The following is a 14,331-nucleotide window of genomic DNA, read 5'->3' as shown; positions in this document are numbered from 1 at the left end:
CAAAAAATATAATATAAAATGAACACAAAGAATTTTTTTTGGATTTTAATTGTATCATGTACAATTATGGCTTGCTCACCAGAAGATGAATTTAAAATATCTCCGGTTACCATAGACGAACCACAAATTGAAGGTACACTAATTACAATTGACGCAATACTCGGTATTCTGGGACAAAAACTTGTAGAAGATGGAGAAAATGCTAAAGTAGTTTTTGAAGATACTAACAATTTTATCCAGGGTTACGTAGTATCCAGTGATAAAGCCAGTAATTTTTATAAAGAATTGGTGCTTCAGGATAAACATACTAATCCTTCTGCAGGTATTCGGGTATTAATAGATGATAATCCATTATTTACTACCTATGAATTTGGACGTAAAGTATATATCAAACTAGATGGTTTGTCTCTTGGGATAGAAAATGGGATTCCAACTCTTGGAATTTCAGAAGGAAATACTATTGGTGCAATCCCTTCTTTTTTTATAGAAGAAGTTGTGATAAGGTCTACAGAAACGGCTGCCATAACTCCGCTAGAAATCACAATTGAAGATTTTACTGATAAACTAGTAAACGTATACATCAAAGTAAACAATATTCAGTTTACTAAAAATCTGGTTTTAGAAGATAACACCTTTACTTTTGCAGCAGAAAATTATGATAAGTTTGATGGAGAACGTATTGTAGAGAGTTGTGCAACAGGAAGAAACACGATAATTAGCACGAGTACTTTTTCAGACTTTAAAGGCCTTAAACTACCAAGTCAACAAGGAAGTTTTGAAGGAATATTAACTAAAAACTTTTTAGGAAACACATATAACTTAGTACTTAATGATCCGCGAGGGTTAGTATTTGATAATGAAACGAGATGTGACCCTACAGTTTTAGAATGCCCGGCAATTTCTGAAGGAGTTATGATATTATTTGAAGAAGATTTTAGCGATCTCAAAATTGGTGACCTAGAAGATTCTGGATGGATGAATAGTAATATCACAGGAGGAAAGTTAAAATATAAGATAGGTAATTTTGGTGAAAATCAATATGCACAAATAACAGGATATAGGTCAAAAGAAAGTTTCTATGAAGTATGGTTTATTACTCCTGATATTGATATAAGCACCTCACTAGATGAGGTTTTATATTTTGATCTTCAGGCGGGATATGATAACGGAAATATCCTTGAGGTTTTTGCGGCCGATAATTTTACAGGAGACCCTACAACTACATCGTGGACAAAGCTTGATGCTATGATCCCAAGAGGGCCATTAAATGCTTTTGGCAATTCTACACCTGCGGGGCCTATTGGGTTATCTTGTTTGGAGGGAACCATTCGCATAGGTTTTCGATATATTGGTGGTGACCCCAGAGCCACTACACGATACCATATTGATGATATAAAAATTACCGGAAAATAAGATGTAATGATCAAGACCTAATCAGACCTCACAGGTCTCTAAGACCTGTGAGGTCTAAATTAAAAAATAGAAAAATGAAATACGAACCATTAGTACCTGATACTTATTTTCATATATACAATAGAGGAAACAATAAAGAAGATATTTTTAAAGAAGAGCGCAACTATAAGTATTTTTTGAGCCTTCTTGAGAAGTATTGTAACGATATCTGCGAAGTTTATGCATATTGCTTACTGAAGAATCATTTTCATTTAGTAATTAAGACAAATACCGATGTTGAAGGAAGGCTGATTTCACAGAAATTTTCGAATATGTTTAATACCTATGCTAAAGCGATCAACAAAGCTTATGATAGAAATGGAAGTTTGTTCAAAGATAGATTTTCAAGAAAGAAAATAGATAATGAAATATATTTGAAACAACTTATCATCTATGTACATTTAAATCCAGAACACCACAGGATGGCTTCAGATTTCAGAGCATATCCATTCTCTTCATATCAAAGTTTTTTATCTTCTAAACATTCCAAGCTCAGTAGAGAGTTTATACTCTCTTTGTTTGGTGACATATCTAATTTTGAGTATGCACACTTAAATGGAAAAGTAAAAATTGAAGAACGTTATACTTTAGAATTGATTAGTTAGAATATAGTTATTACAGACCTCACAGGTCTCTAAGACCTGTGAGGTCTGATTAAAGATAATTTTTGTAAACGGTTGAATTCTATTCAGGTACCCTATTATTTTTTTTCATATTCTTTTGTCGTTGGCTTTTAGCTAAGCGTTGTATTTTGCATAAAAAAGCAGAAATAATGGCTAGTATAGAAATCCGTCATTTAAAACTTATTGATACTGTTGCAGAGGTAGGAACCTTAAAAAATGCAGCAGAAAAACTTTTTCTTACACAATCGGCATTAAGTCATCAACTTAAAGAATTAGAATCTCGCTTAGGTACCCAAATCTTTTATAGAGTTAATAATCAATTGGTGTTTACTACGTCTGGTAAAGAGTTGCGAGATGCCAGTAAAGAAATACTCGAACGCTTGAAACAGGCAGAAAGTACTATCCAGGAAATAAGTCAAGATCATATGAAAAATTATATCCATGGATATTCTCAGGAAGAAACAACTCGATTAAATGATCAGGCTAATTCTATTGCAGAGCTTTTGCACTGGGACTCAAAATGGAAAGAAAGCTCTCTAATTCTTGAGGCTGGTTGTGGCGTTGGGGCACAAACCAAAATTATAGCAAAAAAGAACTTAGATTCGACTTTTGTTTCTGTAGACCTGTCTACTGCCTCATTAGAAAAAGCAGAGGAATCAATCAAAGAGCACGACATCAAGAATGTAGAATTTAAGGTTGCAGATTTGTTAAACTTACCTTTTAAAGATGATCATTTTGATCACATTTTTGTTTGCTTTGTTTTAGAACATATGTCCCACCCAAAAGAAGCTATGCAGGAACTAAAGAGAGTTCTTAAACCCGGGGGAACACTTATGATAATTGAAGGAGATCATGGTTCTGCATATTTTTACCCAGATAGTCTATGTGCGCAAAAAGTGGTCCAGGCACAAGTAACTTTACAACAACAAAAAGGAGGGAATGCTAATATTGGTAGAGCGCTATATCCGTTGTTACTTGATTCGGGATTTAAGAATATCACTATTTCTCCCAGGCAGGTATATGTTGATGATTCTAAACCTGAATTACTAGATGGGTTTATTAAAAATACCTTTACCGCAATGGTCAGAGGGATTACAGAAGAAGCATTAGCAAAAAAAATTATTAGCAAAGAAGAAATGAACAGAGGTATTAATGATTTGTATAAGACTGCCGAAGGAGGAGGCACATTTTGTTATACTTTTTTTAAAGGAATAGCGATTAAAGATTAGTGTTTTAGGTCATTAAACTTCTTATCTATTCAGATAGAATTAGTAGTTAAGCTATAATCTTGGTGTTAGATAGGAGCCGAATCTAAAATCCTTCATAATGGATTTGTTTATATGTTTTACCTCGACTCTTCTGTGCCAGATTATAGCTTATTATTTTTCGGTCATAAGAATATTCTCATTAGTATAATATATTTAATGCCAGAATATCAGTAGCTGTTAATTCACCATCTGCAGAAGCACTAAAACAGGCTAACATAACCGAATCTGTATATGGAGACCAAGGAGTTCCCGGTATCCAAATAGGTGCAGGTCCGGCAGGCACAGGACCAGTATACCCGCAACTCTGAAGGTTATACCAATCTTGATGAGCTAGTCCTATAGCATGTCCTATTTCATGAGTCATTACATGCTCTACCACATTAGTACTAAAACTATTTGTGCCGGCATTAATTTGGATATACTTACCGGGTCTACCCGCTGGGTTAGGGGTTGAAGCGGCTCCACCACCACCTGGTTGATTATTATTATAAACTACCATATCTGCCGAACTAAAATCAGTACCAAAGGTTAATCTGAAACGTAGTGAATTACCTAAGCTATTATAGTTATTTACAGCCCATCGCAAACCTGTTTGCATTTTACTAGTGAGAGCATATCCAGAACCCGTATACCCAAGAATATCAATAACCCTATAAGGTGGTGATACTATGTGCGGAAATCTGAATTGCTTTTGGTTAGTTGTTTTAGGTTTTAATTTGCTATAATTTTTTAAATCAAGTACAGGGATTAAAATATCTCCTGAAACCAAATACTTTTTTTTGATTCCGTCTAAGGTGGTAATATCTTTAATAACAACATTATCTGTGTTTATAAACATGGCAGATAACTTATCAAGTTGTGCTTTTGTAGGCTTCAAAGTTACATGTTCGGGTATTTCATTAGCAACCTCATCTTTATCACAAGACCAAAAAAATCCAGCAATAATAATGCAAAGTACTAATAGTTTAAACTTTTCCATTTTGTTTTAGTTTTAAGAATATTTAAGTCGTTTAATTTTTCAAAATTTCTGAATGGTATCTGTTATGAAAAATCTCCAGAGTTTTGCTCTGGAGATTTATTGTTATCTCTCAAAAGGATACCATTAGTATAGTATATTTAATGCTGTTTTATCTGTAGGAGTTAATTCTCCATCTTCTCCAGCACCAAAACATGCCAACATAATAGAATCTGCATTGGGAGACCAAGGAGTTCCCGGTATCCAAATAGCAGTAGACTCGGCAGGTAGAGTGCCAGTATATCCGCAACTTTGACGGTTATACCAATCTTGATGTCTAAATCCAATGCAGTGTCCAATCTCATGACCGATTACATGTTCATTTACATTAGTACTATATGCATCTGTTCCTGCTCTGATTCTAACCCATTTGTATGGTTTTCCTGCGGGAGTAGGAAATCCAGCTATTCCACCTGCAGCTCCTGCGATTTTATAAACTACAATATCTGCAGCCGCAACATTAGTACCATAACTAAGCGTAAAATTAAGGGTGTTGGGTAACACATTATAGTTGAAAACTGCCCATGATAAAGCTGTTTTCATCTTAGGAGTTAATGCAAAACCACCTCCGGTATACCCAAGAATTTTAATATTTCTATTAGGTGGAGATACTAGGTTTGGTGTTCGGTATTGTTTACTATCATCATCACGAGACTCTAGTTCCGGATATTTGTTTAAATCTGCTATAGGAACTGTAATATCTCCTGAAACCAAGTGTTTTGCAGAAGAGCCGTCTAAAAAGGTAAAATCTTCAATCGTAACATTATCAGTATTCACCCCCATATTGTGCAACTTCTCGAGTTGTGCTTTTGTGGGCTCTATTTTTACCTGTTCTGGTGCTTCATTTGTAACTTCATCTTTTTGGCAAGACGAAATAAATCCAGTAATAATAGCGCAAAGCGCTAATAATTTCCATTTTTTCATTTTGATTTAGTTTTAAGATTATTAAATAAGTTAGCTTTTGAAGCCTACAAGGATTCATGAGATCATTCTTTTAGAAACAGTTACTTTCGGCGCCAGATATATTTTTGTTTCTTACCTATTGGATGGTTTTGTCCTAATGATACTATAATCATTGTGGGATTCTAACCATTAGAGTGGAGTAGTATCAAATAAAGAAATATTTAATCTCTATTGATTTCAATTTTAAAAGTATTCAAATCTATCTACCTATAAAAACACATAATAGCATTCTTAATGTTGTTAAATTATAGTTTGTTGATTATCAATTGCTTAGATTCGGTTTTCAGGAAAATCACTATATAAAAATGGGTTAATTAACTATATATAGACTAGTCATAAACTCTGGATAAAAACAGGTATTTGGATGTTTTTTTTTGAGGAGAATCCGTAATGTTATATTGCTGAAAAACAATATGTTACATATGTTTTGAGAAAAAAAGGTAAATAATAAAAAGACCGAATCTAATAATTAAGCTTTTTTGATCTATTATAATTTCAGGAGGTTTTCTAGAAAACCTCCTTCTAATTAAATTATTTTCTTTACATTTAGATAAAATTGCCTCATAATCAAGATTTTACAGAATTTTGTTATGAGGTTTTTATAGTAGAAAACTACTTGATACTACTCTGTAACAATATCTGGTGAGCACCTCTCTTGATCAGATGTTTTAGTATTTGAATATCTCATATTATACCTCGTTAAACCCTGATTAGATTTTTAGTATCTCTTCTGGGTTATTAAACTTTTCATTAATACTATCTAAAACAAAACTAAAATGGAATCTTCACAAAAAACATTAGAACAGATCCAAAAAGAATTGCAAGAGGCCGTACAAAAAGGAGTTGTAGTAGAAACTCATTTCTGGGTTACTTTTCAGAAATCAGAAGACCTTCTTATTCAATTAATGAACACTGAAATACCACCTCCGCCGCTACCTCCTGGCGCCGACGAGAGTATTGAATTTGGATGGGTCTTGTATTATCTAAACAACAAGGCGCCTTCTTGGTTAAAGCCTATTTTGAAATTTTTAAAAATGCCTACTTCAAAAATCACAACTAATGAATGGGATGATTGGTGGACAATTTGGGAAGGCGAAGGCAAATTAACAGGCGATGGTTCTCTGGTCTCTACAGCCAAGTATGCCGAATTGGATATGGGTGACCCAAAAGGAACAGGGTGGCCCTTGGCAATACTCAATTTTTTATACTATAAGCTTTTCCCTAAAAAAATACATCCATTTGTTCATAATGATCCTCCAACTACAATTAAAATAACTCCTTCTTCCCAACCGTCATTAAAAATTGCATTATTTGGAGATTGGGGAACAGGAAAATACAAGGATGGAAATTTACCAGATAGCCCATCGCAAATGGTGATGCAGCAGATTACGAAACAGAATCCGGATATTATGATTCATCTGGGAGATGTATATTATGCCGGTCTTGAATCTGAAGAACAAAATAATTTACTAAACTGTTGGAAACCTGCTCCTCTTGGCAACTTTACTCTTAATTCTAATCACGAAATGTATGATGGTGCAAATGGCTTATATAAAACAGCACTTGCATCTCCAGTTTTTGAGAAGCAAAAAGGAGCAACCTATTTTTCTATTACCTATGAGGATTGGGTAATTATAGGTCTGGATTCTGCTTATAATGCAACAGATATGTATATGGATGGAGTAATCAATGATACATATCAATCAGGACCAGAAGGATTTATAGCTACACAGTCTAAGGGTAAAAAAATAATACTGCTTACTCACCATAACCCAATGGATGTACAAGGAAAGTATACAAATTCGTTATGGAATGATGTTGTTAAAGATTCTCTTATGGGAAGACATCCCGAAGTGTGGTATTGGGGTCATATTCATAATGGAGTCGTATATAACAATACTGCGGCAAGCCGCTCTACTTTAGCTAGGTGCCTAGGACATTCTGGCATTCCATTTGGTAATGCAGAATGGTTAGAGGGTAACCATAATGGAAATATTAGTACCATTGATTATTATGCCCATACTCCATTAGAGAACCCTTCTCCAAATAACAAATTAAGAGTGAAAAATGGATTTGCTATTTTAGAGATAAAAGATGGAAAATTAACAGAAACCTGGTATGATCAGGATGGAACTCTTTCATGGACATCAAAGGCTCCAGAATTATCATATTAGACGATATATGTTTTGACTCTTATAAATGAAAAACCCTGCAAAGATGACTTCGCAGGGTTGATATTTTGTATTTAACAATTATTTTTTAATTATCTTTTTAGTTATATTAAGTTTTCCATTTGTACCAGAAGCATGTAGAACATAAAACCCTTTTGGGTAACGATTCATATCAATAGATAATTTGGATTGCCCGGCATTAAGCCGTATCGTTTGAGTATATACAGTTTTACCAGTTACATCAGTAATTATAACATCTACATTTCCTTCAACAAGAGTATTAAAATCTATAGATAATTGATTTTTAAATGGATTTGGAGAAACAAAAACACTTGTTTCTTCTAATCCAAAATCTTCGGGGAGTAACTCACTTTCTAAAGCAGTAGGGTTTTCTGCATAGACCATGGCATTTTTTGTAGCTATACGCTCACCATTTTCAAGGCATACAATAGCATCCAGATCATAACCATCTGCAAACCAAGGAAAACTAGCTTTATCACTTGTATCCACAACTTTGATATATTTTGCAGAACGCAAGTTACCCGTTGCAAGATCAAATTCACCATCCTGGCAAGTTGTTCCTAAAGAAACAAACTCGATACCATCTTGTGAAGCAAAGACTTCTGCCGATTCTGGATAGTAATTACAAGGGATGTTATCAAAGAATCCTGTAGATTCGAATACTGCAAATTCATTAGTATCAACGTTATCAAAAATTTCGTTGTTTAATTCTATAGTGATCGATCCACCAAACCCTAAACTCACAAAATTAAAATACCTTTTTTCTCTAGGAGTTCCTAAGGCACGTTTAGTCTTACTTCTAAGTCGGGATATTCTTCCACCATCTTTTCTCTTACCTTGATTAAAGGCTACAACAGATGCACCCGAACAATCATTGTTTACAAATTCTGGTTCTAGTAAGAATCGTGCAGAAACAGGTAAATGATCAGACGTAGTGAATGCATAATCATTATCATATACGTCGTAATGAACAGTTACAGAATTCTCAATATAGGCCTCATTAAGTTCATTGGTTACCATAATATGATCAATCATATTTTCTCTAAAAACGAATGATCGCAATCCCGCTTCGCTTAATGCAGAAGATACAATCGTGTAATTAGCAGTGTCATCTACATATTCTTGAAAACTAGAAATGGTTGATGGGATGTCTGCTACAGTTTCATCTACATCGTCATTATAATCTCCCAAAAGAATAACCTTATTGTTTACAAAATTAGCATCTAGCGAATCTTTTAATACTTCTACATCATATTTACGCATATCATATCGATTTTGAGGACCATTGCTACTATTTGCTCTGGCATGTAATGCGATCAAATCAATACGTTCTGTAACTCCATTAATAGTTACATCTGCGGTCATTAAAAAAGGCAATCTTCCACTAGCGTAGAAACGATCTGTTTCGCTAGGGTAATCTACAAGTGCAGATGCATCACCACCGTTGTATAGCGGATGAATTGATGTAAACATTGCTCTTGTTTCTACCACAGAAACGGTTTCAGTATTATAAATAAACCCTACTTTTTGTGATACTCCTCCAGAACCGGGGCGAGAAACAGCATCAGATAAAATATACTCATAACCTGGTAACAGATTTACTAATTCTTCAAACAATACATCATCGGCAATTTCTTCTACAGCATATACATCTGCTTTTAGTTTTTTAAGTACCGTAGCGGTACTATCCCTTTGAATTTCATCAGACATTGGGTTTTGACCTACGGGCGAGTTGTTTTCATCACCAAACCATTCGATATTCCAGGTTACTACATCAAAAGTATCTTCTTTAGGAAAGCCTACTGTATCTCCTGGTGGAATAAATTCTTCTGCACAAGGAATATCTGAAGCTTGCCTCGGAAGTAACTGGAAGAATTCTCTAAAACGACCTATCACACCTGTGATTTCTGTGCAAGTAACAGGCTGTGCTTTACCTACTATAGAAGCTACATCATTATCAACACGCAGTTCTCCATTTCCACTAGCATCGGTAAGAGTGAAGTTAGAGTTACCAAATAAAAGATCTCCCGGATTAGGGAATGTGGTATTAAGTACTCGAACCAATTCTCCTGGATGATCTGCAAGTTCTGCAAGTGTAATATCTAGAGGTGTAATTGGATTTTGAGGCAGACCATTATTTACTACATCTGTTACAGAACTGATCTGTATTTGATCATTAAAAGCAGCTCTGATCCCTGTTATGGTAATAGAATCACCAACTTTTAAAGCAGCATTAGCTTGCACCTGATCATCAAAAACAGCGATACCACCTGTGGCATCTTGTATAAATGCAGGACCATTAAAACTATCGGTAACGGTTAATACTCCGGCAATAGTAACTGGTGTACCCTCGGCGGTTGCCCTTGCTTCTGCAATACTGATTGGATCACCAGGTGTTACTATTACACCATCGTTATCTGCCCCTGGTGTTGGAGCTTTAGCAACATATGAAGTAGTATTTCGAGCCCCTCCTTGTCCATTAGGACTTCGTTGTAAGGATTCTCCGTCTTTGTTTCCGTTTGAGTTTTCGTTTACCTGTGGCTGATCTGTATTTAGAAGCACCAATAATTCTACATCATCTGCATCATCAGTATCATATACAATAGCATCAATGATATTTTCGGTAGTAACCGCTGTTCCGTTAGGGAAACTTGTCGCATCACCAAAATATAAGACTACAGCATCAGCACCATTCTGGAATGTATTTCCGGGAACAACAAGATCTACATTGGCAACATCTGCATTACCAATAACAAAATATCCTTCTGCATTGGTAGTAAAACCATCTAAATCAAAGGCATTGTAACTGGTATTATTACTTCCGTTATAATTTACCAAAACGTAACCATTAAGTGAGGTGTTTCCTGTTCCACCATCATAGAGTTCGACAAATTCTAAAGCATCAGAACCTTGAGTATCTGCATCCAGTTCGTTAATAATAAGGTTAACTATTTCTGTTGCATTTGTATTTGCACTTCCTGGTGTAGGAATTGCCTGCGTATATGTTGAGGTATTTCTTAATCCTCCAGATCCATTAGGAAAACGTTGTAAGGAATGGAAGTTCTTATCATTTTTTTCGTCTTCATTTATTTGTGACTCACCACTATTTAGTAACACCAATAATTCTGCATCATCACTATCATTGGTATCGTATACAATTGCATCTACCAGATTTTCTGTTGTAACAGCACTTCCGTTAGGAAAATTAGAGGCAGCAGTTTTATAAAGTGCTACGGCATCGGCTCCATTTTGTAACCCATTACCAGGAAATGTAATCCCGACATTAGCAACATCTGCATTACCAATAACAAAATATCCATTAGTATTTGTGGTAGAACCTGTTAAATCATAGGCAGCATAACTTTGATTATTAGATCCGTTAAAGAATACTAATGTGTATCCATCCAGAGATGTGTTTCCTGTTCCACCATCAAACAGTTCTACAAACTCTAAAACATCAGATCCATCGGTATCTGCATCAATTTCATTAATTACTATTACCGCTGTTGGATTAGTATCATCGATAACTACATTTTCTCGATTAGGCGTATTAACAGCTTCTCCCGGTTCTGCTATAACTGTAGGGAAACTTGGTAATCCACTTCCATCAAAATCGTTTCTTTTCCAATCGGTGACAGCATCGGTATCTTGACCATTCGGAAATCTTGATGCTCCTCCTACAGTAAATGAGCTTCCATCAAAAGATTGTAGTAAGGTAACATTGGCATAGTTAAGATCAGATGCACCACCATCGTTAACCCCAACATCATCAATACGTTCTTCCCAGGGAGTGATATCAAAAACACCATCATCATTGGTGTCAAGGTCTTGCCCTAAGCTACCTGTAAAATTCTTTACCAAGAGGAGAGTGACTGTACCATTTTCGTATACATTACTACCAAAAGTAGTAGTGAAATACCCATTAACATCTGTAGTACCTAATTGTATTACCTCGTCAATAACTCCAGATGCATTGCTATCTCCTTCAATTTCTAGTAACCAATATTCGCTTAAATCTGTTTCTATACCAGCTAATATTTCTACAAATTCATCTGTATCAGATCCGGTATGATTAAATACAAATTCGTTAATCATGGGTATGATAACGGGTGTTCCCAAAATCTGATTAATATTTACGGCACCATATGAGTTGGTTGTAGATATTTCCCATGTAAATTCTGTTGCCGATGTTCCTGTTCCTGATAGCTGTAAAGAAGCTCCAACGGGAGTGCTACTGGATTCTGACACACCTATATCGGTACTTGTTAATCCAGATGCAGGACCATTTGTTGCTGTAATAACACCTTCATAGCTTAAAAACTGAACAACTGCATTGTTGTTATCAATTAATGCTATCCCATCGGGGGCACCATTTTGTAATCCATTGGTAGGAAGAATTTCTACTATTGTTCCGAAACCATTTTGTTGATCAGGAATCACTCCCGAAATAGAAATTGTATTATAAACGGTACCATTTGATCCGTTATATAAAACAATACTCCAACCAGAAAGATCGGTTCCTGCTGTTCCAGCAATTTCAATTGCTTCTTCTACATCTGTACTTGCATTATCATAGTGTATTTCATTAATAAATACGGATTGAGTAAATCCATTCTGAGCCCCTAAAAGGCAGGAAATGACGAATGGAATTAAGAGTAATTTTAATTTCATGACTATTAGTTTATTTGTGTGATTTTTTTGCGTAATGCAAGTTAGGGGATTAGAATGATTATTGTTGAGCAGAGATGTTAAAAAAAGTTTAACAAAAACACGTGTTTTTTTATAATAACCTATTAGCCAATGTTTTGTTTAAGAGTGTTATAGCATTATCAAGAGAAACGTATGATCCATCAATCCCCAATGGTGTTCTATATATTCATTATCACAAAACAATATTTCAGCACATACATTTGATAATTAATTCTAAAATTAAAATAACAATGAAAAATTTAAAAAAGAATGTAGTGCTAGCATTATGTATTCTGGGGATTGTATCATGTGAAAAAGCAGAAACAGATACCGAGATACAAAACATAGAAAAGCAAGAAAATTTTATGAGTACTACAGGAAATAGTGATACTACTGTAGCAGATGATCAATCAAAAGTAATACAACCAATGTTTCATATGCATTTTGGACCAGAAGTAAGTGAAGAAGAAGGACATGCAAAATTTGATAAAGCAATTGCCAAATACTTTAATAATAACTCAAAATTAGATGTAGATGGGACTGGTACAACATTTTTGAATTATATAGTTCAAACAAGAACCGGTACTTACGAAGATTCTGGCTCACACCATTGTGGTACAGATGGTTCGGTAAGAATTCATATAGATTTTCGAACTGATTTAGGGTATATTCATCAAAATAATATTGTATTAAATAATCCAGGTAATGATAGAGAAGGAGGTTGGGATGTTTATTACCTAAGATTAAAACCAACAAAAAATGGAAATCTAGTTAATTGGATAGAGATCCCATCAGCCGGGATTAGTTTAAAAGGTAAGGATGGTTGGTATTTAAGAACAGTTAATGTATTTCTTGGAAGTTATATTAATTCAAGCAGTAATTTTGCAGCTTTGCATTCAAGACCCGAAATGTGGTTAGATAATAATACAAATAATGGATGGGATTTTTTCTATACTAATTCATCTGATACTACCGTGGAAACGGGAAGATATAATCTTTAATTAATCTACAAAAACCCTTGATAGCTTTGCCCAGAGCTATCGAGGGTTTTTATTATATAGAATCTAACCAAGAGAAAACTATAGATGAGTTGAGTAATAATAAATTTTTTTATTAATCAATGGTTTGTTCGAAAACATTATAGCTCACTTAGTTATAGAGTATCGCTTAGACTCTATGATTTTGCCGTAAATGAGTAGGTAAAGATTACAAACTATCAATTGAAATTTATTTTTGATCAATTCAAAATTACGGATCATCAACTACAAGTTATTATATAAGGTACTTGAGTTTACATTTGCTGCATAATAGATAAATATTTTATAACTAAACTTTTAAAAGCAAAATGAAAACAGTAATAAAACTTAAAAAATACATGTTTGTAGCAGCATGTATTTTGATGACCGCTTCTTGCGAAAAATCTACAGTAGATGCCGAGGCCATAAATGCTAATGAGAAAGAAGGTTTTATGAGTACTACAGGTAATATTAACACTATAATAGATGATACTCAACCAATAATAAAGCCTATTATGCATATGAAGTTTGGAGCAGATGTGAGTAAAGATGAAGCTTCTATCAAATTTGATGAAGCTATTGCAAAATATCATAGTAAAAGGGGACCAATTTTATCAGGTAGGATTACAAAATGGTATTACAAAGTGACTACTATAACAGGTACATATGAAGATTCTGGCTCAAATCATTGTGGTACTAATGGATCTGTAAGACTTGATGTTAGTTTTCTAACTGATTTAGGAATAATAACTAAACATAATATTGTATTAGACAACCCAGGAAATGATAGAGAAGAAGGTTCTTGGGATATCTATTATCTAGAATTGGATTTACCCAATCCTTTAACTATTGATTGGATAGAGGTTGATTCAGCTTTAATTAGATTAAAAGGAACAGATGGTTGGTTCTTAAAAGAGATTGCTATAGTTTCTACTTCGGGCGAGGATTATACAGGTTTGAGTTCACAGCCCAAATTATGGTTAGACAGTAGTGCGAATAATCTTTGGGATAGTTTCGATACTAATGGTCATGAAACTACAAACAAATCAGGGAGATACGATTTTTAATCCGTTATCAAATAGATAAGTTGCCATTAAAAGGCAGAAAAATAAT

At 34.4% G+C, this 14,331-nt stretch carries 9 protein-coding genes; 6 read left to right on the top strand and 3 right to left on the bottom strand.

The window, feature by feature from the left end; genetic code table 11:
• Nucleotides 1-18: 18 nt before the first annotated feature.
• The 3 genes from NNL09_RS07490 (at nt 19) to NNL09_RS07480 (ending at nt 3,304) form a co-directional block, all read left to right on the top strand.
• The gene (locus tag NNL09_RS07490) at nt 19-1,413 is read left to right on the top strand and encodes a DUF5689 domain-containing protein (RefSeq protein WP_196911631.1); all 1,395 of its coding nucleotides are present in this window, start codon (nt 19-21) and stop codon (nt 1,411-1,413) included.
• Between the two features lie 74 nt (nt 1,414-1,487).
• Complete coding sequence (locus NNL09_RS07485; protein ID WP_025666150.1) at nt 1,488-2,057, top strand: transposase; 570 nt, start codon at nt 1,488-1,490, stop codon at nt 2,055-2,057.
• A gap of 167 nt (nt 2,058-2,224) precedes the next feature.
• Entirely contained in the window at nt 2,225-3,304 is a 1,080-nt protein-coding gene (locus NNL09_RS07480) for a methyltransferase domain-containing protein (RefSeq protein ID WP_196926511.1), read from the top strand.
• A gap of 178 nt (nt 3,305-3,482) precedes the next feature.
• Here NNL09_RS07480 and NNL09_RS07475 read toward each other — a convergent pair whose 3' ends face one another.
• Both NNL09_RS07475 and NNL09_RS07470 read right to left on the bottom strand, forming a co-directional pair.
• Nucleotides 3,483-4,322: a M57 family metalloprotease gene (locus NNL09_RS07475; RefSeq protein ID WP_025666152.1), complete on the bottom strand. Its 840-nt coding sequence runs from the start codon at nt 4,320-4,322 to the stop codon at nt 3,483-3,485.
• A gap of 123 nt (nt 4,323-4,445) precedes the next feature.
• Nucleotides 4,446-5,282, bottom strand: a complete 837-nt coding sequence (locus NNL09_RS07470) for a M57 family metalloprotease (protein ID WP_025666153.1) — start codon at nt 5,280-5,282, stop codon at nt 4,446-4,448.
• 815 nt (nt 5,283-6,097) lie between these two features.
• On the opposite strand from NNL09_RS07470, the gene NNL09_RS07465 reads away from it, so the two are divergent.
• A complete protein-coding gene (locus NNL09_RS07465) occupies nt 6,098-7,495 on the top strand; it encodes a metallophosphoesterase (RefSeq protein WP_196911632.1) in 1,398 nt (465 codons plus the stop codon).
• A 78-nt stretch (nt 7,496-7,573) separates the two neighbouring features.
• Here NNL09_RS07465 and NNL09_RS07460 read toward each other — a convergent pair whose 3' ends face one another.
• Nucleotides 7,574-12,184 (bottom strand): DUF5689 domain-containing protein, encoded by a 4,611-nt coding sequence (locus tag NNL09_RS07460; RefSeq protein ID WP_196911633.1) that lies wholly within the window; start codon nt 12,182-12,184, stop codon nt 7,574-7,576.
• 269 nt (nt 12,185-12,453) lie between these two features.
• On the opposite strand from NNL09_RS07460, the gene NNL09_RS07455 reads away from it, so the two are divergent.
• Both NNL09_RS07455 and NNL09_RS07450 read left to right on the top strand, forming a co-directional pair.
• Complete coding sequence (locus tag NNL09_RS07455) at nt 12,454-13,203, top strand: hypothetical protein (protein ID WP_035096342.1); 750 nt, start codon at nt 12,454-12,456, stop codon at nt 13,201-13,203.
• Nucleotides 13,204-13,547: 344 nt separating this feature from the next.
• Nucleotides 13,548-14,285, top strand: coding sequence for a hypothetical protein (locus tag NNL09_RS07450; protein ID WP_196911634.1), 738 nt, complete (start codon nt 13,548-13,550; stop codon nt 14,283-14,285).
• Nucleotides 14,286-14,331 lie beyond the last annotated feature (46 nt).

It is taken from the genome of Aquimarina sp. EL_43 (genome assembly GCF_943422735.1).
GTDB classification, from domain to species: Bacteria; Bacteroidota; Bacteroidia; order Flavobacteriales; family Flavobacteriaceae; genus Aquimarina; species Aquimarina megaterium.
Note: the sequence above shows the minus strand (reverse complement) of the source record. Positions and strands in the feature narration are given on the sequence as shown.